The sequence below is a fragment of the Janthinobacterium sp. AD80 genome (genome assembly GCF_002878455.1).
In the GTDB taxonomy this organism is placed as follows: domain Bacteria; phylum Pseudomonadota; class Gammaproteobacteria; order Burkholderiales; family Burkholderiaceae_D; genus Janthinobacterium.
The window spans coordinates 67,735-92,381 of sequence record NZ_NRDQ01000036.1 but is presented as its reverse complement, the minus strand read 5'-3'; the positions used below and the strand labels follow the sequence as shown (position 1 = coordinate 92,381).

General features: G+C 60.8%; 18 protein-coding genes, 4 tRNA genes and 1 pseudogene. 9 read left to right on the top strand and 14 right to left on the bottom strand.

Translation table 11 applies throughout. From position 1 onward, the window contains the following. From JaAD80_RS08730 to ahpF, 3 genes are all read left to right on the top strand, one after another. Positions 1-310: DUF3597 domain-containing protein (locus tag JaAD80_RS08730; RefSeq protein ID WP_102293825.1), on the top strand; the 310-nt coding region annotated here is incomplete at its 5' end. 187 nt (positions 311-497) lie between these two features. After that, a complete protein-coding gene (ahpC, locus tag JaAD80_RS08725; protein ID WP_092717461.1) occupies positions 498-1,061 on the top strand; it encodes an alkyl hydroperoxide reductase subunit C in 564 nt (187 codons plus the stop codon). A gap of 106 nt (positions 1,062-1,167) precedes the next feature. Continuing rightward, the gene (gene ahpF, locus JaAD80_RS08720; protein WP_102293818.1) at positions 1,168-2,763 is read left to right on the top strand and encodes an alkyl hydroperoxide reductase subunit F; all 1,596 of its coding nucleotides are present in this window, start codon (positions 1,168-1,170) and stop codon (positions 2,761-2,763) included. Between the two features lie 71 nt (positions 2,764-2,834). Here the strand turns inward: ahpF and JaAD80_RS08715 are convergent, their stop codons facing one another. From JaAD80_RS08715 to JaAD80_RS08680, 8 genes are all read right to left on the bottom strand, one after another. Next, positions 2,835-3,173, bottom strand: a complete 339-nt coding sequence (locus JaAD80_RS08715; RefSeq protein ID WP_180979347.1) for a CzcE family metal-binding protein — start codon at positions 3,171-3,173, stop codon at positions 2,835-2,837. A 141-nt stretch (positions 3,174-3,314) separates the two neighbouring features. Continuing rightward, positions 3,315-3,941, bottom strand: coding sequence for an ATP-binding cassette domain-containing protein (locus JaAD80_RS08710; RefSeq protein ID WP_102293816.1), 627 nt, complete (start codon positions 3,939-3,941; stop codon positions 3,315-3,317). Continuing rightward, positions 3,932-5,035: a hypothetical protein gene (locus JaAD80_RS08705; protein ID WP_258002877.1), complete on the bottom strand. Its 1,104-nt coding sequence runs from the start codon at positions 5,033-5,035 to the stop codon at positions 3,932-3,934. Before JaAD80_RS08705 ends, JaAD80_RS08710 begins: the two co-directional genes overlap by 10 nt. Before the next feature lie 156 nt (positions 5,036-5,191). Next, positions 5,192-5,268: transfer RNA gene (locus tag JaAD80_RS08700), tRNA-Asp, on the bottom strand. Between the two features lie 54 nt (positions 5,269-5,322). After that, positions 5,323-5,398: transfer RNA gene (locus JaAD80_RS08695), tRNA-Val, on the bottom strand. A gap of 217 nt (positions 5,399-5,615) precedes the next feature. Further along, positions 5,616-5,692, bottom strand: a tRNA-Asp gene (locus JaAD80_RS08690). Between the two features lie 54 nt (positions 5,693-5,746). Next, positions 5,747-5,822, bottom strand: a tRNA-Val gene (locus JaAD80_RS08685). Positions 5,823-5,921: 99 nt separating this feature from the next. Then, complete coding sequence (locus JaAD80_RS08680) at positions 5,922-8,066, bottom strand: S9 family peptidase (protein ID WP_102293815.1); 2,145 nt, start codon at positions 8,064-8,066, stop codon at positions 5,922-5,924. Positions 8,067-8,313: 247 nt separating this feature from the next. Here JaAD80_RS08680 and dinB point away from each other — a divergent pair, with 247 nt between their 5' ends. Both dinB and JaAD80_RS08670 read left to right on the top strand, forming a co-directional pair. Further along, positions 8,314-9,465 carry a DNA polymerase IV gene (gene dinB / locus JaAD80_RS08675; protein WP_258002879.1) on the top strand — a complete coding sequence of 384 codons (1,152 nt, stop codon included), beginning with the start codon at positions 8,314-8,316 and terminating at the stop codon, positions 9,463-9,465. Between the two features lie 117 nt (positions 9,466-9,582). Next, positions 9,583-10,479, top strand: coding sequence for a recombination-associated protein RdgC (locus JaAD80_RS08670; RefSeq protein WP_034754435.1), 897 nt, complete (start codon positions 9,583-9,585; stop codon positions 10,477-10,479). 135 nt (positions 10,480-10,614) lie between these two features. On the opposite strand, the gene JaAD80_RS08665 is transcribed toward JaAD80_RS08670, so the two are convergent. Further along, entirely contained in the window at positions 10,615-13,350 is a 2,736-nt protein-coding gene (locus tag JaAD80_RS08665) for a TonB-dependent receptor (RefSeq protein WP_102293813.1), read from the bottom strand. 590 nt (positions 13,351-13,940) lie between these two features. Further along, positions 13,941-14,426 (bottom strand): asparaginase domain-containing protein, encoded by a 486-nt coding sequence (locus tag JaAD80_RS08660; RefSeq protein WP_034781194.1) that lies wholly within the window; start codon positions 14,424-14,426, stop codon positions 13,941-13,943. A gap of 168 nt (positions 14,427-14,594) precedes the next feature. On the opposite strand from JaAD80_RS08660, the gene JaAD80_RS08655 reads away from it, so the two are divergent. Beyond that, complete coding sequence (locus tag JaAD80_RS08655) at positions 14,595-15,368, top strand: L-asparaginase (protein WP_102293812.1); 774 nt, start codon at positions 14,595-14,597, stop codon at positions 15,366-15,368. Here JaAD80_RS08655 and JaAD80_RS08650 read toward each other — a convergent pair. Then, complete coding sequence (locus tag JaAD80_RS08650; RefSeq protein WP_102293811.1) at positions 15,356-16,369, bottom strand: D-2-hydroxyacid dehydrogenase family protein; 1,014 nt, start codon at positions 16,367-16,369, stop codon at positions 15,356-15,358. The two genes, JaAD80_RS08655 and JaAD80_RS08650, sit on opposite strands and share 13 nt — an antisense overlap. A gap of 364 nt (positions 16,370-16,733) precedes the next feature. Here JaAD80_RS08650 and JaAD80_RS08645 point away from each other — a divergent pair, with 364 nt between their 5' ends. Continuing rightward, positions 16,734-18,605, top strand: a complete 1,872-nt coding sequence (locus tag JaAD80_RS08645; RefSeq protein ID WP_102293810.1) for a phosphoenolpyruvate carboxykinase (GTP) — start codon at positions 16,734-16,736, stop codon at positions 18,603-18,605. Between the two features lie 280 nt (positions 18,606-18,885). On the opposite strand, the gene uvrA is transcribed toward JaAD80_RS08645, so the two are convergent. Then, complete coding sequence (uvrA, locus tag JaAD80_RS08640; protein ID WP_102293809.1) at positions 18,886-21,735, bottom strand: excinuclease ABC subunit UvrA; 2,850 nt, start codon at positions 21,733-21,735, stop codon at positions 18,886-18,888. Positions 21,736-22,115: 380 nt separating this feature from the next. Between uvrA and ssb the strand changes: the two are divergent. Next, positions 22,116-22,624: pseudogene (gene ssb, locus JaAD80_RS08635) on the top strand (single-stranded DNA-binding protein). 62 nt (positions 22,625-22,686) lie between these two features. Here ssb and JaAD80_RS08630 read toward each other — a convergent pair. After that, positions 22,687-23,010: a hypothetical protein gene (locus JaAD80_RS08630; protein ID WP_102293808.1), complete on the bottom strand. Its 324-nt coding sequence runs from the start codon at positions 23,008-23,010 to the stop codon at positions 22,687-22,689. Positions 23,011-23,145: 135 nt separating this feature from the next. Continuing rightward, positions 23,146-23,562 (bottom strand): hypothetical protein, encoded by a 417-nt coding sequence (locus tag JaAD80_RS08625; RefSeq protein WP_102293807.1) that lies wholly within the window; start codon positions 23,560-23,562, stop codon positions 23,146-23,148. A 286-nt stretch (positions 23,563-23,848) separates the two neighbouring features. On the opposite strand from JaAD80_RS08625, the gene JaAD80_RS08620 reads away from it, so the two are divergent. Next, positions 23,849-24,628 (top strand): acetoin reductase, encoded by a 780-nt coding sequence (locus tag JaAD80_RS08620; RefSeq protein ID WP_102293806.1) that lies wholly within the window; start codon positions 23,849-23,851, stop codon positions 24,626-24,628. The last annotated feature ends 19 nt before the right edge of the window (positions 24,629-24,647 follow it).

Sequence of the window (24,647 nt, the reverse complement as noted above, 5' to 3'; positions counted from 1 at the left end):
CCCAGCTGCGGCCCCGGCCGCTCCTGCCGCCGCCCCGGCCGCCGCTGCGCCCGTGGTGGACGTGGAAGTGGTGCTGGTCGACCTGGCCAACAAGAGCGCGGAAAAACTCAATTGGCGCACGTCCATCGTCGACCTGATGAAACTGTTGCAACTCGACAGCAGCCTGGCCGCGCGCAAGGAACTGGCGCAAGAGCTGCATTTCACGGGCGACACCAACGATTCGGCCAGCATGAATATCTGGCTGCACCGCCAGGTGATGATCAAGCTGGCGGAAAACGGCGGCAAGGTACCGGAAGAACTCAAGAACTAAACACCTGGCGGCGGCAGGGGTATCCACTGTCACCGCTATCCAATCCCGTGGGAACTGCCTATCATGGAGTTCCCATAGTGTCATGATAGCTAAAACCAATTGAAACTATTGTGACAATCAATTTTGCATATGGGTTAAAACCCCTTACACTAGAGTCTTACTGATTCACCACACGAGAGGAAATGAAATGTCGCTGATCAATACCCAAGTTAAACCATTCAAGGCAACCGCATACCACAATGGCAAATTCGTCGACCTGACGGAAGCGTCGCTGAAAGGCAAGTGGTCGGTATTCGTCTTCTACCCAGCCGACTTCACCTTCGTTTGCCCAACCGAACTGGAAGATCTGGCCGACCACCACGCTGAATTCCAGAAGCTGGGCGTCGATGTCTACGGCATCTCGACCGATTCGCACTTCGCGCACAAAGCATGGCACGACACCTCGGACGCGATCAAGAAAGTGCAATACGCACTGATCGGCGACCCAACCGGCGCCCTGTCGCGCAACTTCGAAGTCATGATCGAAGAAGAAGGCATGGCACTGCGCGGTACCTTCGTCATCAATCCGGACGGCTTCATCAAAGTGCTGGAAGTGCATGACAACGGCATCGGCCGTGACGCATCGGAACTGTTGCGCAAAGTTAAGGCAGCTCAGTACGTTGCCGCTCACCCAGGCGAAGTATGCCCAGCCAAGTGGACGGAAGGCGCAGCAACGCTGACCCCATCGCTGGACCTGGTTGGCAAGATCTAAGTCTTGACGCCTTGAAGTACACAGCAGCAAACAAGTAGTTACCGCGATGCCGGACCGGGTGTCCGGCCCGGCATTCGCCTAAATATTTGTAGAAAAGGAAAAAATCATGTTAGACGCCACCCTCAAAACCCAACTGAAATCCTACCTGGAAAAAGTGGTGTATCCGCTTGAGCTGGTCGCCTCTCTCGATGACAGCGTAAAAGCCCGCGAGATGAAAGAATTGCTCCAGGAGATAGTCCTGTTGAGCGACAAGATCACGCTGGTCGAGCGCCTGGAAGCTGGCGTACGCACCCCGTCGTTCAGCATCAACCGTGCAGGCTCCGACATCGGCGTGCGTTTCGCCGGTGTGCCGATGGGCCACGAATTTACCTCGCTGGTGCTGGCGTTGCTGCAAGTGGGCGGCCACACCATCAAGTTCGACGAGGCCGTGATCGAGCAGATCCGCAACCTCGACGGCGACTACGAATTTGAAACGTTTATTTCGCTCTCCTGCCATAACTGCCCGGAAGTGGTGCAGGCATTGAATGCCATGTCGGTGATCAACCCGCGCATCAAGGTCACCACCATTGATGGCGGCGTGTTCCCGCAAGAAGTGGAAGAGCGCCGCATCATGGCCGTGCCGATGATGTTCCTGAATGGCGAACACTTTGGCCAGGGCCGTACGAATGTCGAGGAAATCCTCGCCAAGCTCGACACCAATGCCGGTGCCCGCCAGGCCGAAGCACTGAACAAGAAAGACGTGTTTGACGTGCTGATCGTCGGCGGCGGCCCTGCCGGCGCGGCAGCGGCCATCTACGCGGCCCGCAAAGGCATCAAGACGGGCGTGCTGGCCGAGCGTTTCGGCGGCCAGGTACTCGATACCCTGGCGATCGAAAACTTTATTTCCGTCAAGGAAACCGATGGTCCGAAGTTCGCCATGGCGCTGGAACAGCACGTCAAGGAATACGAGGTCGACATCATGAATACCCAGCGCGCCGCGAAACTGACGCCGGGCAAGCTGGTGCAGATTGAAACGGCGAATGGCGCCGTGCTGAAAGCCAAGACCGTCATCCTGGCCACCGGTGCGCGCTGGCGCGAAATCAACGTGCCGGGCGAGAAGGAATACCGCAACCACGGTGTCGCCTACTGCCCGCACTGCGATGGTCCTTTGTTCAAGGGCAAGCGCGTGGCCGTGATCGGCGGCGGCAACTCGGGCGTGGAAGCGGCGATCGACCTGGCCGGCCTGGTGAAACACGTGACCCTGATCGAATTCGGCGCGGAACTGCGTGCCGATGCGGTACTGCAACGCAAGCTGCACAGCCTGCCGAACGTGACCGTGATCACCTCGGCGCAAACCACCGAGATCCACGGCGACGGCAAGATCGTCAATGGCCTGAGCTACACGGACCGCGTCAGCGGCGAGTCGAAGAAGGTCGAGCTGGAAGGCGTCTTCGTGCAAATCGGCCTGGTGCCGAACACCGAGTGGCTGAAGGGCACGGTGGCACTCTCGCGCCATGGCGAAATTGAAGTCGATGCCCGCGGCCAGACCTCGATCCCCGGCGTGTTCGCTGCCGGCGACGTCACCACGGTGCCGTACAAGCAGATCATCATCGCCACCGGCGAAGGTGCCAAGGCAGCGCTGTCCGCCTTTGACCACCTGATCCGCTCGGACGACGAGGAAGTGGTCGACGAGTCCGCAGCCAAGGAAGCACTGACGGCGTAATGATTCAGCGGTATCAAGAAAAACCGGAGTGGCCGCAAGGCTGCTCCGGTTTTTTTATGCGTGCAGCAAACTCAGCTGCCCGCGTACTGGGGATTGGCGGCGACATACACCTTGATGCCAGCGACAGGCATGTCCTGCGGTGCGATCGCGGCCAGGGCAAACACGCTCCGGTTGCTGAAGGTTTGCACGTGCCACGTAAAACGCTGGCCGGCGCGCGCGATGGTGACTGTTTCGCCGCGCGTGACATTGATGTGGCGCGTGTCCGCCTGCAGCTCGATGGTGCGCTGGGCCGCGCCGTGGTGGGCCGCGCTGCCATAGTCGGCGGCCGTGCCGGTCGGGCCGGCGGCGAGGGTGGACGTGGCAAACATGGCGCACAGGATGGCCAGGGCGCTGCGGTGGGTGTTCAACATGCGGATCTCCAGGATAGGCGTGGCGTGCCGGTAAGCCGCCGTGTGTCGCCATTTGTTATACAGGCTGCGCCGGGATCGCCGGCGCGGACAAGCCGGCATCGTAAGCGCAAGCTGCCTGATCTGCAAAGCTGTATTTCCTGTCTATATTTCCACCGTGGCCGCCAGCGGCACCTCCGGCGCCAGGTGGCTGGTCAGCACGATGCACTGGCGCGCCAAGCGGGCTGGCTCGGCCAGGCGCGCGCGCAGGTGCGCCATGGCGGCCGCATCGAGTCCATTGAAGGGCTCGTCGATCAGCAGCAGGCGCACGGGCAAGGCCAGGGCCAGCGCCAGTTGCAGTTTTTTATGCTGGCCCAGCGACAGCGCGGTGATGCTTTGCTGCAAAGACGACGTCATGGCAAAGGCGCCCAGTTCCCCGTTCAGCAGGGCCTGGTCTGTGCCCGGATACAGGGCTAGGTGCAGGTCGAGAAATTCGTGTACTTGCAGCCAGGGCAGGGCGGGGGCATCGCCGCCGCAATAGAAGGCTTGCGCGCGGTAGGCCAGCGGCAGGCGGGCGCTGTCGATGTCATCGAGGCGGATGCTTCCCCGTGCGGGCAGCAGGGCGCCGCCCGCCAGTTTCAGCAGGGTGGTCTTGCCGGCGCCGTTGGCGCCGCGCAGCCAGGTGATGCCGGGGCCGAATTGCTGCGCGAAGCGCTGGAACACGCTGTGCGTGGCGAAATGAAAATCGAGCTGTTCGATCCGCAGCACGGGAGAGGGGGCATTCAATTCCATAATTCGCTTCCGATGGCGCTCAAGGCAAGGATGGAGAAAACGACGAGGGCGACGCGTCCGCGCGCCGTCAGGCGGGGCAGGCCGACGATGGCCAGCAGGGCCGTGCTGGCCGTGATGGCGTAGACGCTGCTCACGCGCTGCAGCAGGACGGCTGGGTCCAGGCAATACAGCAGGACGCCGGCCCCCAGCAGCACGGCGCCGGCGGGCAGCAGGCTGAAGGCGCAGGCCAGTCGGATCAGGCCGCGGCTGGAGAGGGGCCAGGCGTTCAGCGACGGGCGCAGCACGGCGATCTGTTCGCGCACGGCCTTGTCGCCCCGGTCCGTCAACAGGATCAGGCTGGCGCTGGCCAGCAAGCCCAGCAATGGGGCGGGCACGAGCGGCACACGCAGCAGCCAGGCCAGCATGCCGGCGCCGGCGCTGGCCAGCAGCACGCTTTGCTGGATGCCGATGACGTTTTCATTGCGCCAGAACGGCAACCAGAACAGCTGGCGCCACAGGAACAGGGTGTGCCAGCGGGGCAGGCGCGGCACGTAGGTGTGCATGGTGGGCGCGCGTGCCCGTTGCGCTGGGCGCGGTGCGCGCAGGCGCAGGGCGATGATGCAACTTGTTAAGATCCAGGCCAGCAACCAGACGCCAGCGGTGGCCGCCATGCCGCCTACGGCAACCGGGCGCAGCCAGGTCGGCGACTGCAGCAGCCAGATGCTGGTCGACACAGCATAGGCGATGCCCAATGGCAGCATCAGCAGGCCGGCCACGGCCACATCCGCCTGCCAGCGCAGGCGCGGCGGCAGGGGCAGCTGGCGCAGCCAGGCGGCTGTATTGGCGGGTAACAGCCGCTTGCGCAGCAGCCAGGCGGGCAGGCAGGTAAGCAGCGCTTGTGCGCCCAGCAGACCCAGCGCGGCGGGCCAGGGCAAACGCATGGCAAGAAAGCCGGGCAGGGCGATCACGCTGAGCAGGCCCAGCAGGACGGGGCCGGCAAGGAAAAAGACAATTTCCATGGAACTCGTCAGGCTGGCGGCAAATTGCAGCAAAGCATGATGGGCCAGGCGCAGCCGCAGGGCGATGTAAGGATGAGTGCGGCGGGACAAGCGCATGCGGTCGGAAGCGAAGTCAGGGGAGCGCTGATTTTAACAGCCGGGGTCAGGTCCACCGCAGCGCTACCTTGCAGCTTCAAGCCAAGGTTTGCGAAAATCTGACCCCAGAATGGGAAAAGCCCTTCGGTTCAGAGAACCAAAGGGCTTTTCTTTTATTGGCGGAGCGGACGGGACTCGAACCCGCGACCCCCGACGTGACAGGCCGGTATTCTAACCAACTGAACTACCACTCCAAGCTCGTATGATCTGTGTTGCTGATCCATGAAGCACTGGATAATTTTCTGTTTTGGTGGGTGCTGAGAGGCTCGAACTCCCGACCTACGCCTTGTAAGGGCGCCGCTCTACCAACTGAGCTAAGCACCCGCATACCCAGAAAACTATCCCGACGTTTGTCACCACGTCTGGAAGAGGCACTATTATAGGGGGCGCTATGCCGCTTGTGCAACTATTCTTATGGGATAAAAGCAGATATTTTGCTGAAAAACGCAAAAATGTTCGGAGGATGGGCAGCGGGCGCATTTTCTGGCCCGGAAACGGGAAAAGCCCTTCGGTTCAGAGAACCAAAGGGCTTTTCTTTTATTGGCGGAGCGGACGGGACTCGAACCCGCGACCCCCGACGTGACAGGCCGGTATTCTAACCAACTGAACTACCACTCCAAGCTCGTATGATCTGTATTGCTGATCCATGAAGCACTGGACAGTTTTCTGATTTGGTGGGTGCTGAGAGGCTCGAACTCCCGACCTACGCCTTGTAAGGGCGCCGCTCTACCAACTGAGCTAAGCACCCGTTGCTTGTCTCAGAAAACCATCCCGACGTTTGTCACCACGTCTGGAAGAGGCGCTATTATAGGACGGCTAAAATCCTTGTGCAAGCGCTTTTTTCACATTATTCCGTGATATTCCACTGCGACAGCATCCAGGCCATGTTGAACGCGCTTTCCTGGATGGCGTTGTAGCGGCCCGATGCGCCACCGTGGCCGGCGCCCATATTTGTTTTCAGCAGCAGGGGATTGCTGTCCGTTTTATGCGCGCGCAGCTTGGCCACATATTTTGCCGGTTCCCAGTACATCACCTGGCTGTCGTTCAGGCCCGTCGTCACCAGCATGGCGGGATAATCCTTGCGGGCGATGTTGTCGTAGGGCGAGTAGCTGAGCATGTAGTCATACGCGGCCTTCTGGTTCGGGTCGCCCCATTCCAGGTATTCGCCCGTGGTCAGCGGCAGGCTGGCGTCCATCATGGTGTTCATCACGTCGACAAAGGGCACGGCCGCGTGCACGGCGTGGAACAGGTCGGGACGCTGGTTGACGACGGCGCCCATCAGCAAGCCGCCGGCGCTGCCGCCCTGGATGATGAGGCGGTTCGGACTCGTCCATTTTTCGCGCACCAGGTAGTCGGCGCTGTCGATGAAGTCATTGAAGGTGTTTTTCTTCTTCATCAGCATGCCATCCTCGTGCCACGCTTCGCCCATGTCCGTGCCGCCGCGGATATGCGCCTGCGCATAGATGACGCCCCGTTCCAGCAGGCTGATGCGGCTGATGGCGAAACTGGCTTCCGTGGAAATGCCGTAGGAACCATACGAATACAGCAGCAGCGGGGCGGAGCCGTCGAGCTTGACGCCCTTCTTGTAGACGATCCACAGCGGCACTTGCACGCCATCGCGGGCTTTGACCCACAGGCGCTGCGTGGTGTAGCGCGCCGCATCATAGCCGCCGACGATTTCCTGCTGTTTCAGCACCGTGCGCTTGCCATCCTTCATGCTGACATCGATGACGGTAGGCGGCGTCACAGGCGACTGGTAGGACATGCGAAATTGCGTGGCGGCATAGTCGGGCGTGCCGGCCGCCGTGGCCAGATAGACGGGGTCGTCGAACTGCACCGTCTTCCAGTTTTTCTGCGCGAAATCATAGATGCGCGCACGGTTCAGGGCGCGCGACTTTTCCATCACCACCAGGTAGTTCTGGAACGCATCGATGGACTGGATGACGGCATCCTTGTTGTGCGGCACCAGCGGCTTCCAGTGCTTGGGCTGCGGCTGCGACAGGGGCGCGCTGACGATGCGGAAGTTTTTCGCATCCTTGTTGGTGAGGATGTACAGCTGGCCGTCGCGGTGCTCGACGCTATAGCGGTGGCCCTTTTCGCGCGGCAATACCGGCTGGAAACTGCCCTGCGGCGTATTGGTTGGCAACAGCTGCACGTCGCTGGTATCCGTGCTGCGCGAGCTGAGCACGAAGAAACGCTGGTCGCGCGTGCGGCCCACGCCAATGGCGAACTGTTCCACAGGCTCGTGATACACCTGCTGTGGCGTGCCGCCCAGGGCCAGGCGGAACAAGCGGTCCGAGCGCTTGGTGGTGGCGTCTTCCTGCGCCAGCATCAGGGTGGCATTGTCCGCCGCCCAGGCCAGCGACGTGACGCGCGGCATGGTGTCGGTGAGCAGCTTGCCGGTTTTCAAATCCTTGACGTGCAGGTCGTATTGGCGGAAACCCGTCGTGTCGGTGGTGTAGGCCAGCAATTGTTCATTCGGGCTGACGGCAAACGCGCGCACGGCAAAGAAGGTGTGGCCGTCGGCCAGCTGGTTCTGGTCCAGCAAAATTTCTTCGGCGACGCCCGCATCATAGGCACCCTTCGCACCTACGGCGCGGCGGCAGTGCAGCGGGTATTGCTTGCCCGCTTCCATGCGCGTGTAATAGTAGAAATTGCCCATGCGCACAGGCACGGACAAGTCCACTTCCTGCATGCGGCCCTTGATCTCGGCGTAGATCTTGTCGGCCAGCGGCTGGATCGGGGCCGTGACGGCGGCCGTGTAGGCATTTTCCGCATTCAGGTAGTCGATCACGGCGGGATCGGTCTTCTTTTGCAGCCAGCGGTAGTCGTCCGTAACGACGGTGCCGTGGCGGGTTTCCTGCCAGGCGGTTTTGGCGGCGACAGGGGCGTCGGCGGCCAGCGCGGATGGCGATAGCGTGGACAGCAGCAGAGCCGGCAGCATGGATGTGCAGACGGCAAGGCGGCGCAAGGCGTGATGGGCGATAGACAAGGCAACTCCCTAGGTTTCGTTATTGTGCGGAGATTCTATTCTTGCCAAATAGAAAAGCCAATGCTGATTTCAATCAATACGGTTCCTGCTTGCATCTGCGCTCGTTTCCGGCGATACTGTATAAAACAACAGTGTTTAACCGTATTCTGCCTGTGGAATGTCCTTTCCCTCTGGCAGGCCGACCCGCCGCGAGGTGTCCTTGAGCCCATCTGCCCCCACCCTGCCTCAGTCATCCGCGCCGCATCAGGTGGCCGCCCGCCGCTGGATCGCGCACCTGGACATGGACGCCTTCTTTGCCTCCGTGGAATTATTAAAATATCCGGAATTGCGCGGCGAGCCGGTGGTGATCGGTGGCGGGCGCCTGCAGCAGCCCGTGCTACAGGAAGACGGCACGCGGCAGTTTGCCCGCATGCGCGACTACGTGGGACGCGGCGTGGTCACCACGTCGACCTATGCGGCGCGCGCGTTTGGCGTGTTTTCCGCCATGGGCATCATGAAGGCGGCCAAGCTGGCGCCGGACAGCATCCTGCTGCCGGCCGATTTCGAAGCCTACCGCGACTATTCGGCGCGCTTCAAGCAAGCCGTGGCCAATCTGTGCCCGATCATCCAGAACGTCGGCATCGACGAAATCTATGTCGACCTGACGGAACATGGTGAGCAGGCGCCAGCCATGGCGGCGCGCCTGAAGGCGGCCGTGTTCGAGGCGACGGGGCTGTCGTGTTCGATCGGCCTGGCGCCGAACAAATTGCTGGCCAAAATCTGTTCCGACCTGGAAAAGCCGGACGGGCTGACCATCCTGGCGCCCGAGGATATCGCCACGCGCGTGTGGCCCCTGGCGGCGAAAAAGATCAATGGCATTGGCCCGAAGGCGACGGCCAAGCTGGAAGCACTGGGCATCGTCAGCATCGGCGAGCTGGCGCAAGCCGACATGGCCATGCTGCGCACGCAGTTCGGCGACCTGTACACGGGCTGGCTGCGCCAGGCGGCGCTGGGCATCGATGACCGCCCCGTGCAGACGAGCCGGGAAACCAAGTCCGTCAGCCGCGAAACGACGTTCGAGCGCGACTTGCAGGTGGTGCGCGACCGCGCCACCCTGTCGGAAAAGCTGGAAAGCCTGTGCACGCGCGTGGCGGGCGACCTGGACAAGCAGTCGCTGGCGGGGCGCACGGTGGGCATCAAGCTGCGCTTCGAGGATTTCAGCACCGTCACGCGCGACATCACCCTGCCCAGCGCCACGGCGGATGCCGCCGCCATCCTGCGCGCCAGCCGCGACTGCTTGCGGCGCGTGCCGTTTGAAAAGAAAATCCGCCTGCTGGGCGTGCGCATTTCGGCCCTGTGCGACCCGGCCGTCGTCACGCGGCAGGCGCCCGCCCAGGCCGAGCTGTTTCCCGCCCTGTAGCGGCGTTTCCCCTGATCACAAGCACCGCGCCAGGCTGCGCTTTTGACGGCATGACCGCGTCGAAAGTGTAGAATGGCGTTCCCCTGGCACTACTGAAACAAACGGAAGACAAAAACTATGTGGTTCAAGAATCTTCAGATTTACCGCCTGCCCGCACCATGGGCTTACACGCCAGAACAACTGGAAGAGGCGCTGTCCTCGAACAAATTTACGCCGGCGACCAGCATGGATCTGATGCGCCAGGGCTGGGATACGCCACGCCCGAACGGCGGCCTGGTCCACGTGGTCAACAAGCAGATGCTGATCCTGCTGGGCACGGAAAAGAAATTGCTGCCAGCGACCGTCATCAACCAGGTGGCCAAGGCCCGCGCCGCCGAGATGGAAGAAGCGCAAGGTTTTGCGCCCGGCAAGAAAGCCATGAAGGAATTGAAGGAGCGCGTCGCCGACGAACTGCTGCCGCGCGCCTTCAGCATCCGCAGCAACGTCTGGACGTGGATCGACCCCGTCAATGGCTGGCTGGTGGTCGATGCCGCCAGCCCGGCGAAAGCCGATGAAGTCATCAAGCTGCTGCTCAAAGCCGTGGATAAATTGCCGCTGGAAAGCCTGCGCGTGCAGCGCTCGCCCGTGGCGGTGATGACGGAATGGCTGCAGGCCGACGATGCGCCTGCCGGCTTCACGGTCGACATGGATACGGAATTGCGCGCCACCGGCGAGAGCAAGGCCACCGTGCGCTACGTGCGCCACACCCTGGAAGCGGACGACGTGCGCCGTCATATCGCGGCCGGCAAGCAGTGCACGCGCCTGGCCATGACGTGGAACGACAAGATCTCCTTCGTGCTGACGGAATCGCTGGCCATCAAGAGCGTCAAGCCGCTTGACGTGATCAAGGAAACGGAATCGAGTACAAAGAACGACGAAGAGCGTTTCGACGGCGACGTGATGCTGATGACGGGCGAACTCTCCAAGCTGATGGCCGACGTGGTCGAGGCATTGGGCGGCGAAGCGACGGCGTAAGCGTCGTCATGCAGGAACAAAAAAGGAGCTGCGGCTCCTTTTTTTTCGCCTGGACAATTTGGCGGCACATAAAAAAAGCGCCTTGCACGGTGAAGTGCAAGGCGCTTTCTGGACAAGCTAATTTAAGACATCACATTAGAACTTGTAGCTACCGGTGAAGTAGAACGAACGCATCATTGGGTCAGCGTAGCGTGGATCGAAACCAACCTGGTGGCCCGACGAAGCGCGCAGCGACAGCGGCGGTTCACGGTCAAACAGGTTCTTGATACCAGCGCGCAGCGTCACAGCCGAGTTGAAGGCATAGCGGCCTTGCAGGTCGACGGTGGTGTACGACGGTACTTGCAGGCGGATCGTTTCCAGGGCCTTGGTATCGACGTTCAGAACCGAAGCGGCTGCATCGGTGTAGCCGTTACGATAGCTGACAACCATGGTGCTGGTCAGTTTGCCGGTTTCCAGGCTCATGTTCAGCTTGACCAGGTTACGGAACGTGACTGCATCGGTGATACCGAAGTAGTTCATGTTGGTCGTCCACTGATTCTTGGTGCCGGGCACGGTGTAGTCAGCCTTGAGCATGTGGGTGCCGCTCAGGTTGGCCGTGAAGTTACCGAAATCAAACTTGTGGCGACCGGTCATGTCCCAGTCGATACCGCGGTTATGCGTCTGGCCGATGTTCATCGACAACGATTTGAACGCATAGTAGGTATTGCCGGTCGATGGCTCGGTGTAGGTGCCGAACAGGTCTTTGTACAGCGCTGGATTGCCGAAAGCCTGGGTTTCGCTGACTGCCGAAACCGCGTCGGTGATTTTCACGTCCCACAGGTCGGCGCCAAACGAGAATGCCGAGCTAGGTTCGATGCGGAAACCGACGGTGTATTGCTTCGATTTTTCCGGCTTCAGGTTTTCGTTACCACCAGACAATTGGTTGTACTGCGTGGCTGCTGGACGGCACAGGGCATCGCCTGGGAACGGGCAGTTCCATGGTTTTGCGGTGAAGCCGTTGTTGACCAGCGGCTGGCCGATGTCCAGCATGCTCGGTGCCTTGAAGCCCGTGCCGTACGAACCGCGCAGCAACACTTGCTGCACTGGCTGCCAACGTGCCGTCACTTTGTAGGTGCTGGCGCTTTGGTCTTTACCGATGGACTTGTTGATGACACCGTTGTCGATCTTGGTGATGGTGTCGTAACGGCCAGCCAGGCTCACTTCCACCGTTTTGGTGACAGGTGCCAGCAACTCGGCGAACACGCCGTAGGTTTCACGGCTCAGGTCGTAGCGTGCCGAGGTGTTGAAGTTGTAGATCGTGTCGCTGCTCGCGCCGCTCGATGGCGATTGCTCATACTTGTATTCGCGGTAGTCGCCGCCGATACCGATATTGGCCTTGCCGCCTGGCAGGGTGAACAGTTCACGCGAACCGTGCGCATCGATACCGCGCATGGTGGTCGATGCCGTACGGATCGAACCGTTGAATTGCGACTTGTCGATCAGGTTCTGCAGTGCTGGCGATGTGTTGCCGGCAGGAATGAACGGATTGAACAATGGGTTGGTTTGCATGGCCTTGAAATCTGCGTTCTTGGCATAGCCGCCCACATAGCGCTCGTCGATGGCGTTTTGCGACCAGGTCAGGCCCGATTCCACGTTCCACTCGCCAACTTCGCCTTCCACGCCGACCACGAAGTGCTTGGTGTCGGTGATGGTGTTGCTGGCGCGGGTGCCCCAGTCAGCCATGCGGTAGTTGGCGGTAACGGATTTCACATCGTCATGCTGTGCTTGCGTCAGGCCCGGACGTACGTACTGGTTGTACAGCGCGCTGTCCTTGGCGATGCTGATAGGCACCGGGTTGGCAGCGATACGCGCGGTCAGGTCGAAGCGCGACAGGGCTACTTCGGCAAACGCATTCAGGTTGTCCGACAGTTTGTAGGTACCGCGGGCGAACAGGCTGTCGCGTTTCGATTCTGGAACGATTTCAACCGTCGAGCCGCCGTCAAAGCCGCAAGCCTTGTCGTTGGTTGCCGTGACGTAGTTGGTCGGGCCGCAGTTGCCGTTGGCTGCCAGGTACGGGTTGAACATGACCGACGAGCTGGCCTTGTTGTTGAAGGCGACCGTGGCGTTGGCTGGTGCGGTCGAGGTGCTGGTACGGTCGTAGATGTAGTTCTTGCCGCCGTAGCTGACAGGAATGTACGACGAGCGGGCGAACGAGCGGTCCGTTGCCTTCAGTTTCGATTGTTCATCGTGGCGGTACGATACCAGCACGTTGAAGCGGTTTTCGTCCAGGTCGCCGAAGCCGTAGGTAACGTTGGTGTTCCAGGCGTTGCCGCCTTTGTCTTCCGGACCGCCGTAGGTGGCTTCCAGGGTGCCGCCCTGAACGTTTTTCTTCAGGATGAAGTTGATCACGCCGGCAATGGCGTCCGAGCCGTACAGGGCCGAAGCGCCGTCGGTCAGGATCTCGACGCGCTCAACAGCGCTCATTGGAATGGCGTTCAGGTTGACGGAGGTGCCCGAGCCTTGTGGGGCGATGCGGCGGCCGTTCAACAGCACCAGGGTGTAGCTTTCGCCGATGTCATGGATCGAGGCGCTGGTGCGGCCACCCGAGTTGGAACCAGCGGCAACGGCGCCGATGGTGAAGCCTTGCATGGCTGGCAGGCTTTGTACCAGGTCAGCCACGGTGGTGGCGCCGGTACGCGCGATCGCTTCTTGCGTCAGGCGCTGCACTGGCAGTGCGCCTTCGACGGCGATACGTTTGATACTCGAGCCGGTAATTTCAACTTTTTGAATTGCTTCGTCTGCCATGGATTGGCCAGAGAACAAGACGCTGCCTGCCAGAACGGTCAGGGCCAGGCGCACGCTGCGCGCGCCGATTTTTTCTTTCAATGCCATTATAACAATTACTCCGTAGTAGTTTTAATAACGACAAGCGGCACCCGAACCGGCATGACCGGCGGATAGTCGGTCTGCGATGGCGAGTACGGTAGGCGGACACATGCCCGGACGGGCAAGGAAGACTACTTCGTGCAATATTGTTATAAATGCACTTTTTACTTGTCGAGGCAAACATTATGTCGTCTCAGCAAGAAAAAATGGACATCAACCGTGTCGGATTTGGCAATAAATTATGGATGATGAAGAATATTTCAAAAATTTGTTAAATGACGATAGTTTATTTGAAAAAATCATTGTTTTAAAAAATGATTAATGGCGTTTTTTTACAACATAAAATTATTGTATTGGCAATTCGATGAATTACCAGCAATAATTCGATGAAAAGTGTTGCCTATCAGAATTTGTGAAAGGTAAAAAAATGTAAAAAAAAGCCCGCAAAAAGCGGGCTTGTTGATTTGCTGAAGATTAACAATCAGGCGGCTTGCCTGCCTGCCCGTCTGCAGCGTGCCAGGACGTCAGGCAGGCCGAGAGGCCTGCAGCATGGCAGATTGTTGTTGCGCTGCGACGTTGCCGCATCACAATGAGTTCTACAGCGGCTGGAAGACGCCGGCGGCGCGATTCTTTTGCACATTATCCCAGGCGAAGATCTGGCCATTCATGGCCACGTACACGCCGGCTGGCAAGGTTTGCGCCACGCCGCAGGCAAAGCCCAGGTTGAACAGGGCGTCGGAATTGTCGATTTCGTAGGGAATCATGGCGCCCGTGAGAATCACCGTCTGCTGCAGGTTCGCCGCGCCCAGCACTTGCGCCGTTTCGCGCATGGTGTCGGTGCCGTGGATGATGACGATGGCTTTTTCCTGTGCCGCGCGGCACGAGGCCAGCACGCGCTGGCGGTCCGCATCCTGCATGTCGAGCGAGTCGAGCAGGGGCAATTGCTCCAGCGCCACGGGTGCCGTCATGCGCGCACGGGCGATGGCGGCCGGCAAATGACTGTCGGAAAAGCCCAGGGTACCGTTCAATTCATTGTAGTGTTTGTCGAAAGTGCCGCCGGTGGCGAGTATGCGCAAAGTCATGATGTGGTCACGATGTCAGTGGAGAATGACGGGCATGATATCGTGGAATGGCGCCATTGCGTGAATGGCGATCCCGCCCGGCCGCCCCGGGCTTGTCGCGCATCTGGAAAATTCGGCCATCTGCGCATACACTTGTTTCTTTGCTTGCCCACCGGCCAGATACCCCGTATGAAAGCGCTCGCTCCCGGCACCGTCATTTTTCACCGCCACCGCGGTTATGGCGTGATCACGTCCGTCAATTTGCTGACGGGCTGGATCGCGGCGCGTTTCGGCAGCGAGGCGCGCACCCTGGACCTGAACCTGTCGACCGACGACGTGCAGTTCGCCGATGGCGAGGCGATCCTGTTTCGCCGCGCGCCGCCCGACCGCATGCCGCACGCGCGCCTGATGGCCATGGTGCGCGAACTGCACCAGGCCGGCTATCAAAAATTGTATCTGTATTCCTGGCCGAAACCGTCGGGCCTGCACTGGCGCTGGCATTTGTTTACGGGGCCGCGCGACTGGATGCAGCGGCCCTGGCGCGAAGGCTGGTATGGCTCGGGCGCCGACTATAACGTCAATCCCGTGATGGGCTGGGGCGATACGCCGGGCGCCTCCACGGGCGAGCTGATCGATGCGCTGGCGCGTTTCGACCCGCAGGGCCTGGCGCAGGCGCTGGGGCGCGACGTTGACCACACGGAATGGTTCGCCCGCGTCTGTGACGCCTTGCTGCCCGATTACATGTACAGCCTGGACATGCAGCGCACGGAAGGCGAGCCCTTGCAGGACATGCCGCCCGTGCCGGTGGTCGCCGTGCGCGCCGGCGTGGCGCCGTATGCGGGGCCGGACCTATCCTGGCCGCCCGGCTGGGCCGGCCTGTGGCGCGGCCGGCACGTGCTGCCCGCGCCCGCCATCCGCGTGACGGGCGAGCCGGATTTGCTGAAGGGCTTTCAGCGCTCCTGAGGAGCTTGGCGCGCATGCGCCAGCACCTCAGGGTTGAGCAGGCGCGTGCATTGCTGCTGCGTAAAATCGACGATATTTTGCAAGGCGTAGCGGAAATACAGCTCATAGCTGTCCCGCTCGACATAGCCCAGGTGCGGCGTGGCCAGCACGTTCGGCAGCAGCAGGAGCGGCGAGCCGGGCGGCAAGGGTTCATCCGTAAACACGTCCAGCGCGGCCGCGCCCGGGCGGCCCTGCGGCAAGGCCGCTTCCAGCGCCCCCTCGGCGACCAGTTCGGCGCGGCTGGTATTGACGAACAGGGACGCCGGCTTCATGCGCGCCAGGTCCTCTGCCGTGACCAGGCCGCGCGTCTTGTCGGACAGGCGCAAATGCAAGCTCAGCACATCGGCTTGTTCAAAGAAGGCCTCGCGCGATGGCGCCGCCGTGTCGCCCGCCGCCACGGCGGCCGCGCGGCTCGCTTCGCTGCCCCAGACGAGGATATTCATGCCAAATGCGCGGCCATAGCCGGCGATCAATTGCCCGATCTTGCCATAGCCCCAGATGGCCAGGGTACGCCCCTTCAAGACCGTGCCCAAGGTGTTGCGCGCCGGCGCCAGCGATGACGTCTGCCACAGGCCTTCCTGCAAATGCTGCGCGTAGGGCACGATCTTGCGCTGCGCCGCCATGATCAGGGCCCACGTCAGTTCGGCCGGCGCCGTGGGCGAGCCGATGCCTTCGGCGATGGCGATGCCCAGTTCCGTGGCGGCCGCCACGTCGATGTGGCCGCTGACCTTGCCCGTTTGCGAAATCAGTTTCAGGTTCGGCAGCTTCGACAGCAAGGCCCGGTTAAAACTGCTGCGTTCGCGGATCAGCACCAGCGCGTCGAACGGCGCCAGGCGGATGGCCAGCTGGCCCAGTCCCCGCGCCGTATTGCTGAACACTTTGACCTCATGTCCGTCGAGCAACTGGAAACAATCGAGGCCGCGCACGGCATCCTGGTAATCATCAAGTATGGCAATTTTCATGGTGGATGGCCGATTTTAGTGAGGATTTGGTAGGGAAATAACAGGATACGGGAAATGCTGAATAGCCTACTACATTAGTCAAGCTATTCTCCTACATTTTTGCGAGAATAGCTGTTTTGCGGGTGTACAATCGCCGGCACTTTTGATGCTTCCTGATGAGCGAATGGCACATGCAGCGCAAAATGTTACAGCCGTCTTGAAGCATGATCCAGGTAATGCCGCCGGCGTGAACGCCGCGGCCGACACGACCCCAGAGCCCTGCCCGCGTGAGCACGCCGCCCGCAGTGAGCCGCAGCCACCTCTCAATGATGCTGCCTGTCTTGCCGGAACGACCAGAATTTCTTTTATTGGTATTGGAGGTAATATGAATCAGCCCGTCATGGGTGGCGTCGCCGCACTCAACGTCCCAGCTTATATTAAACAACAGAAACTGATCAACTGGGTGGCCGACATTGCCGCGCTCACCAAGCCTGACCGCATCTACTGGTGCGATGGCTCGCAGGAAGAGTACGAGCGCCTGTGCGCAGAGATGGTTGCCAGTGGCACCATGAAAAAACTCAACGCGGAAAAACGTCCGAATTCCTACCTGGCCTGCTCCGATCCGAGCGACGTGGCCCGCGTCGAAGACCGCACGTATATCTGCTCGGCAACGAAAGAAGCGGCCGGCCCGACCAACAACTGGACCGAGCCTGGCGACATGCGCCACACCTTGAACGGCCTGTTCGATGGCTGCATGCGCGGCCGTACCATGTACGTCGTGCCCTTCTCGATGGGTCCGCTGGGTTCGCCGATCGCACACATCGGCGTGGAACTGTCCGATTCGCCGTATGTCGCCGTCAACATGAAGATCATGACCCGCATGGGCCGTGCCGTGTACGACGTGCTGGGCACCGATGGCGAGTTCGTGCCCTGCGTGCACAGCGTGGGTGCACCGCTGGCCGCTGGCCAGGCCGACGTGAAATGGCCATGCAACAGCACCAAGTACATCGTGCATTTCCCGGAAACGCGCGAGATCTGGTCCTACGGTTCGGGCTACGGCGGCAACGCTCTGCTGGGCAAGAAGTGCTTCGCTCTGCGCATCGCCTCGAACATGGGCTACCAGGAAGCGCAAGCGTCCGACAACAACCCGGGCTGGCTGGCCGAACACATGCTGATCCTCGGCGTGGAATCGCCGGAAGGCAAGAAGCATTATGTAGCGGCAGCATTCCCGTCGGCGTGCGGCAAGACCAACTTCGCCATGCTGATCCCGCCGGCAAGCTTTAAGGGCTGGAAAGTGACGACCATCGGCGACGATATCGCCTGGATCAAGCCGGGTGCCGATGGCCGCCTGTACGCCATCAACCCGGAAGCCGGCTATTTCGGCGTGGCGCCGGGCACGAATGAAAAAACCAATTTCAACTGCATGGCCTCCATGCGCGACAACACCATCTTTACCAACGTGGCGCTGACCGACGATGGCGACGTCTGGTGGGAAGGCTTGACCAAGGAGGCACCAAGCCACCTGATCGACTGGCAGGGCAAGGACTGGACGCCAGCGTCCGGCACCAAGGCCGCCCACCCGAACGCGCGCTTCACGGTGGCTGCGACGCAAAACCCCGTCATCGACGCCGCCTGGGACGACCCTGCCGGTGTGCCGATCTCGGCCTTCATCTTCGGTGGCCGCCGCTCGACCACCGTGCCGCTGGTCACCGAGGCGCGCAACTGGGTCGAAGGCGTCTACATGGCCGCCACCATGGGTTCCGAAACAACGGCCGCCGCCGTGGGCCAGATGGGCATCGTGCGCCGCGATCCATTTGCCATGTTGCCGTTTATCGGCTATAACATGAGTGATTATTTCCAGCACTGGCTGGACATGGGCGTCAAAGTGGGCAAGGTCAACCCGGCTGCCCTGCCGAAGATCTACTGCGTCAACTGGTTCCGTACGGACGAAGCGGGCAAGTTCGTCTGGCCTGGCTTCGGCGACAATATGCGCGTGCTGAAGTGGATGCTGGACCGCATCGAAGGCAAGGCCGGCGGCGTGGAAAACCTGTTCGGCACGACGCCGCAGTATGGCGACCTGAACTGGGATGGCTTGCCATTTACGCAGGAACAGTTCGACACCATCACCTCGATCGACAAGGCCGCGTGGGTGGAGGAATTGAAATTACATACCGAGTTGTTTGAAAAACTCGCGTATCATCTGCCGCAGGAATTGGCAGACAACAAGGCTGCGCTGGAAAAGCGGCTGAGTGCATGAACAAGGTAGCGTAAGCGGCGCCTGGCAGACGTAGCGAGCGGCAGTGATTGTGGCCAAGAGGTGCAACCGTGCTCAAGCACGGTGAGCATCGCAGGTGGACACAGCACGCCGCGCCGCGCAGCAGCTTGTCAGGTGTTGAGAGTTGTAGTGGGGGAGAAACACGCCGGCAAAGACTGGCGTGCGATAAATGACACGCCGGCAATGACTGGGGTGCTAGCAAAAAGAGGAACGGCGCGGATCGCATGAGCAATCCGCGCCGTTTTTTATTGCGCTGCCGTTCTTATTGCCTGAGCAGCGGCCCCAGGTACTTGCCCGTCACGCTGGCAGGGTTCAGCGCCACGTCTTCCGGCGTACCGGTGGCGATGATCTGCCCGCCGCCTGCACCGCCCTCGGGACCGAGATCGACGATCCAGTCAGCCGTCTTGATGACGTCGAGGTTGTGCTCGATGATGACGAGGGTATTGCCCTGGTCGCGCAGGCGGTGGATGACTTTCAGCAGCAGGTCGATATCGTGGAAGTGCAAGCCCGTCGTCGGTTCGTCGAGGATGTACAGGGTGCGGCCCGTGTCGCGCTTGGACAGTTCCAGCGACAGTTTCACGCGCTGTGCCTCGCCGCCCGACAGGGTGGTGGCGCTCTGGCCCAGCTTGATGTAGCCGAGGCCCACGTCGAGCAGGGTTTGCAGCTTGCGCGCGATCAGGGGCACGGGTTTGAAGAATTCATGCGCCTCTTCCACCGTCATGCCCAGCACTTCCGTGATGTTCTTGCCCTTGTATTGCACTTCCAGGGTTTCGCGGTTGTAGCGCTTGCCGTGGCACACGTCGCACGGCACGTAGACGTCGGGCAGGAAGTGCATCTCGACCTTGATCACGCCATCGCCCTGGCACGCTTCGCAGCGTCCGCCCTTGACGTTGAACGAGAAGCGGCCCGCGCTGTAGCCGCGTTCCTTGGCCGTCGGCACGGTGGAGAACAGGTCGCGGATCGGCGTAAACAAGCCCGTGTAGGTGGCGGGATTCGAGCGCGGCGTGCGGCCGATCGGCGCCTGGTCGACGGAAATGACCTTGTCGAAATGCTCGAGGCCGCTGATCGAGTCGTGCGGCGCCGGTTCCGTCTGCGAACCATACAAATGGCGCGACAGGGCCGGATACAAGGTATCGTTGACCAGCGACGACTTGCCCGAACCGGACACGCCCGTCACGCACGTCATCAGGCCCACAGGCAAGCTCAGCGACACTTTTTTCAGGTTGTTGCCCGTCGCGCCAGTAATGACCAGCTGCTTTTCCGGATTGCTGGCGTGGCGCTTGGCGGGCACGGCGATTTTCAGCTTGCCATTCAGGTACTGCGCCGTCAGCGATTTCTTGTTTTTCAGGATCTCGGGCAAGGTGCCTTCGGCAATGATTTCACCGCCATGCACGCCCGCGCCGATGCCCATGTCGACGATGTAGTCGGCCGTGCGGATGGCATCTTCGTCATGCTCGACCACCAGCACGCTGTTGCCGATGTCGCGCAAGTGCTTCAAGGTTTCGATCAGGCGGTCATTATCGCGCTGGTGCAGGCCGATCGACGGTTCATCGAGCACATACATGACACCCGTCAAACCGGAGCCGATCTGCGATGCCAGGCGGATACGCTGTGCTTCGCCGCCGGAGAGCGTGTCGGCGCTGCGGTCCAGCGACAGATAGTCGAGGCCCACATTGTTGAGGAATTTCAGGCGCGAAATGATCTCTTTGACCACACGGTCGGCGATCTCTTTTTTCGCCCCCGTCAGTTTGAGTTTTTCAAAAAATTCCAGCGTTTCGCGCAGCGGTTTTTCCGCGACTTCATAAATCGCGCGCTGCTGCTTGCCGGTGCCGACCTTGACGAAGCGCGCTTCCACGCGCAGGCGCGCGCCATCGCATGAGGGGCAGCATTTTTCATTGATGAACTTGGCCAGCTCTTCCTTGACGGCCATCGAGTCCGTCTCGCGGTAGCGGCGCTGCAGATTGTTGACCACGCCTTCAAACGTGTGTTCCTTGATGACGGTGCGGCCCCGCTCATTGACATAGCTGAACGGAATCACTTGCTTGCCCGAGCCGTACAGCACGGCTTGCTGGGAATTCAGGTCCAGCTGCTCGAACGGCGTGTCCAGGTCGAACTCGTAAAAGGCGGCCAGGTTCGTCAGCATCTGGAAGTAAAACTGGTTGCGGCGGTCCCAGCCCTTGACGGCACCCGAAGCCAGCGACAGATTCGGGAACGCGACGATGCGTTTCGGGTCAAAGAATTCAATGTGTCCGAGGCCGTCGCATTCCGGGCAGGCGCCCATCGGGTTGTTGAAGGAGAACAGACGCGGTTCCAGTTCCTGCAGGGAATAGCCACACACATTGCAGGCGAACTTGTTGGAGTACACGTGTTCCTTGGCGCTATCCATTTCGTAGGCGATGGCGCGGCCGTCGGCCAGGCGCAGGGCCGTCTCGAAACTTTCCGCCAGGCGCTGCTTGATGTCCTGGTTCACCTTGACCCGGTCGATGACGACATCGATCGTATGTTTTTCCGTCTTCTTTAATTTCGGGAGGTCATCGACTTCATAGATTTTCGCCGCGTGCGTGCCGCTCTGCACGCGAAAGCGCACGAAGCCCTGCGCCTGCATCTGCTCGAACAGATCCACGTGTTCGCCCTTGCGGTTGGCAACGACGGGCGCCAGGATCATCAGCTTGGTGTCTTCCGGCATGGCCAGCACGGCATCGACCATTTGCGACACGGATTGCGCTGCCAGCGCGTTTTCCGGATGGTCGGGGCAGTACGGCGTGCCGACGCGCGCATACAGCAGGCGCAGGTAGTCGTGGATTTCCGTCACGGTGCCGACGGTGGAGCGGGGGTTGTGCGAGGTTGCCTTCTGTTCGATGGAGATGGCGGGCGACAGGCCCTCGATCAGGTCGACGTCCGGCTTTTCCATCAGTTGCAGGAATTGGCGCGCGTAGGCCGAGAGCGACTCGACGTAGCGGCGCTGGCCTTCCGCGTACAGGGTGTCGAAGGCCAGCGAGGATTTGCCGGAACCGGACAAGCCGGTAATCACGATCAGCTTATTGCGCGGCAAATCGAGATTGATATTCTTGAGGTTATGCGTGCGAGCGCCGCGAATGCGGATCTGTTCCATGTGATTGCCTTGCTTTCAGTGAGTGGTGCGGCCAGCGCATCGGGCCAGGGTGCGGATGAAGAGCCACAACGGGTCAACCTGTTACTATAGCCGGGTTTTGATCTGCATGCCTGAGGCATCCACGGGCGGATTGCGGCGCCCTGCGGGCGTGCCCCGGGAAAGTTTGATACAGATGCGTGCAGACTTTTAAACACTGTATATAATACCAGTATTCAAGTTTCTTGTTTTCACCTGCCGTGAAAAAAACGTGCTGCCGCACGGTAGGCGGCGAAGCCAGAAAGCGCATGCTTTGCGCCGCCTGGTCGCTTATAATCCTCGTTTAGCAAAAAATCTAACGCGCGCGAGTTTTGGCTCCCGCCGCAGTTCATCAGGAGTTATTCATGGCATCAGTCAACAAAGTCATCATCGTCGGCAATCTGGGCCGTGACCCGGAAATCCGCTACATGCCTAGCGGCGACGCGATCGCCAACATCGCCGTGGCCACTTCGTACAAATCGAAGGACCGCAACACGGGCGAACAAAAAGAATTGACAGAATGGCACCGCATTTCGTTCTTCGGCCGCCTGGCGGAAATCGTCGGCCAGTACCTGAAAAAAGGGTCGTCCGTCTACGTCGAAGGCCGTCTGCAAACCCGTAAGTACACGGACAAGGACGGCGTCGAGAAGTATGCAACCGACATCATCGCGGAACAGATGCAAATGCTGGGCGCCGTTCCGGCATGGGCGGCGACGCCGGCGGTGGCGATGACAGCTACGGCGGTGGCGGCGGCTACGAAGCCCCGGCTCCGCGCCAGGCACCAGCCCCGCGTCCAGCGCCGGCCCCGGCACCACGCCCGGCACCAAAGCCAGCCCCGAACTTCTCGGACATGGATGACGATATTCCGTTCTAAGTCCGAAAAAGTCGTTGTTGTTGCTTGAAGCCTGTTTTCCGAGAGGAAAACAGGCTTTTTGCTTATGGCAAGAGTGACGCCTGCGTAGCCAGCGCTTCCAGGCGCGCCATCCCGACCCAGCCGACCTCGCCCTGGCAGTGGCCGCTCATCACGCGTACATGGGCAATGGCTGCGCCTGCGGCTCCCGGTGGATCATTCTTGATCTCCAGGATGGCAACCGTGTCCCCTTTCAGCGGCTGGCAAGCATGCATGGCATTGCCTTCGATTGCTGCTTGCTTCAATAACACGTTGCTATCGGTGAGCCTGGCCATACGTTCGGGCGCTTGCGCTCCTGCCAAGCTGCAGCCGAGTGCCAGGACGATGGCAATGACATTGGCATGTTGCATATCTCCTCCATTGAGTCAGTCAGAAAAAGCATCAATGGATCAGATCACTGCCAAGCTGAAAAATTCCATGCCGCTGGCCTGGAGGGCCGATAGGCATGCCGGATCACGCCAACGTCAAGCACGCCAGTGCCAGCCTCAGTCGCGCAGCCCCATCTCCAGGCGGTAATTCGCCACCGCATTCCTGCGCGCCGCGTTGCGCATCAGATACACCTGCACCGTGTACTCGCCATCGGCCGGCAGCGTTGCCTGGTAGGTGTTGCCGCTGGTCGAGCCGATGAACAGGGCCTCGTCCTGGCCGGCCTGGCGGATGTTGAAGTAGTTCGACGGCTGATTGGTTTTCAGCTTGACGCTGAGGGTCTGGCCGGCCTTGCCTGTCAGCGTGTATTCGGCTGTGGCGTAGCCCTTGATCTGGCCTTTGACGCTGTGCGCGGCCTTGCCGGCCGTCAGCGCGACAGTTTCCTTGTGGATGGGGTCCGCGCTCCAGGCGGGCGTGCTCAAACAAAGTGCCGCCAGCAGCAGGCTGGCGCGGATGGGCAGTGAACGATGCAGCATATGGATCTCCCTTGATGGTGGTGCCAGCGCGCTTGCCAGCGATGCTGCCCATGTTACGCCAGCTGACGCCATGGGCCGGTACGGCAGCGTGCGCATGGCATATTGCGCCCTGCTTTTTTTGCTTTTCTTGACGTGCGCGCTTTTTCCGGGCGCGCACGTTTTAAGACGCGGCGAATTGCCCATTTCAGGTAGGCTGAAGCGTCTCTTCGATGCGGAACCGGCCGCAGGCGCCGCTGCGCCGGACCGGTTGTGCCGCTTTTTTTCCCTACACTGAAAGGAACGCAGCATGGGTATTTCCGGAAAAGTCGCGCTGGTCACGGGTGCCGCGCAAGGTATAGGCAAGGCCATCGCCTTGCGCCTGGCCAGGGATGGCGCCGATATCGCGCTGGTGGACCTGAACCAGGAAAAACTGGACACGGCCGCCGCCGAAGTGCGTGCGCTGGGACGCCGCGCCGTCACCTGCATTGCCGACGTGTCGCAATTGCAGCAGGTGACGGAAGCGGTGGCGTTTGCCGAGAGGGAACTCGGTGGCTTCGACATCATCGTCAACAATGCCGGCATCGCCCAGGTGCAGGCGCTGCTCGACGTGACGCCCGACGAAGTCGACCGCATCATGCGCATCAATGTGCAGGGTACCCTGTGGGGCATCCAGGCGGCCGCCAAGACTTTCAAGAAGCGCGGACAGAAGGGCAAGATCATCAATGCCTGTTCCATCGCCGGGCATGACGGTTTTGCCTTGCTGGGCGTGTATTCGGCCACCAAGTTTGCCGTGCGCGCGCTGACGCAGGCGGCGGCGAAGGAATTGGCGGCCGACGGCATCACGGTCAACGCGTATTGCCCCGGCGTCGTCGGCACCGACATGTGGACCGAGATCGACAAGCGCATGGCCGAAGTGACGGGCGCCGAGCTGGGCGCGACGTATAAAAAATATGTGGATGGCATCGCGCTGGGACGCGCCGAGACGCCGGAAGACGTGGCCGGCCTGGTGTCGTTCCTGGCGGGACCGGATGCCGATTACATGACGGGCCAGGCGCCGCTGATCGATGGTGGCCTCGTGTACCGCTAGCCGCTGACAGCCAAAAAAA

Bases quoted from the DNA above. Each gene is read 5' to 3' on its own strand.
- ahpC (WP_092717461.1), top strand. From the start codon at position 498: ATGTCGCTGATCAATACCCAAGTTAAACCATTCAAGGCAACCGCATAC.
- ahpF (WP_102293818.1), top strand. From the start codon at position 1,168: ATGTTAGACGCCACCCTCAAAACCCAACTGAAATCCTACCTGGAAAAA.
- JaAD80_RS08715 (WP_180979347.1), bottom strand. From the start codon at position 3,173: ATGTTGAACACCCACCGCAGCGCCCTGGCCATCCTGTGCGCCATGTTT.
- JaAD80_RS08710 (WP_102293816.1), bottom strand. From the start codon at position 3,941: ATGGAATTGAATGCCCCCTCTCCCGTGCTGCGGATCGAACAGCTCGAT.
- JaAD80_RS08705 (WP_258002877.1), bottom strand. From the start codon at position 5,035: ATGCGCTTGTCCCGCCGCACTCATCCTTACATCGCCCTGCGGCTGCGC.
- JaAD80_RS08670 (WP_034754435.1), top strand. From the start codon at position 9,583: ATGTGGTTCAAGAATCTTCAGATTTACCGCCTGCCCGCACCATGGGCT.
- JaAD80_RS08665 (WP_102293813.1), bottom strand. From the start codon at position 13,350: ATGGCATTGAAAGAAAAAATCGGCGCGCGCAGCGTGCGCCTGGCCCTG.
- JaAD80_RS08660 (WP_034781194.1), bottom strand. From the start codon at position 14,426: ATGACTTTGCGCATACTCGCCACCGGCGGCACTTTCGACAAACACTAC.
- JaAD80_RS08655 (WP_102293812.1), top strand. From the start codon at position 14,595: ATGAAAGCGCTCGCTCCCGGCACCGTCATTTTTCACCGCCACCGCGGT.
- JaAD80_RS08650 (WP_102293811.1), bottom strand. From the start codon at position 16,369: ATGAAAATTGCCATACTTGATGATTACCAGGATGCCGTGCGCGGCCTC.
- JaAD80_RS08645 (WP_102293810.1), top strand. From the start codon at position 16,734: ATGAATCAGCCCGTCATGGGTGGCGTCGCCGCACTCAACGTCCCAGCT.
- uvrA (WP_102293809.1), bottom strand. From the start codon at position 21,735: ATGGAACAGATCCGCATTCGCGGCGCTCGCACGCATAACCTCAAGAAT.
- JaAD80_RS08630 (WP_102293808.1), bottom strand. From the start codon at position 23,010: ATGCAACATGCCAATGTCATTGCCATCGTCCTGGCACTCGGCTGCAGC.
- JaAD80_RS08625 (WP_102293807.1), bottom strand. From the start codon at position 23,562: ATGCTGCATCGTTCACTGCCCATCCGCGCCAGCCTGCTGCTGGCGGCA.
- JaAD80_RS08620 (WP_102293806.1), top strand. From the start codon at position 23,849: ATGGGTATTTCCGGAAAAGTCGCGCTGGTCACGGGTGCCGCGCAAGGT.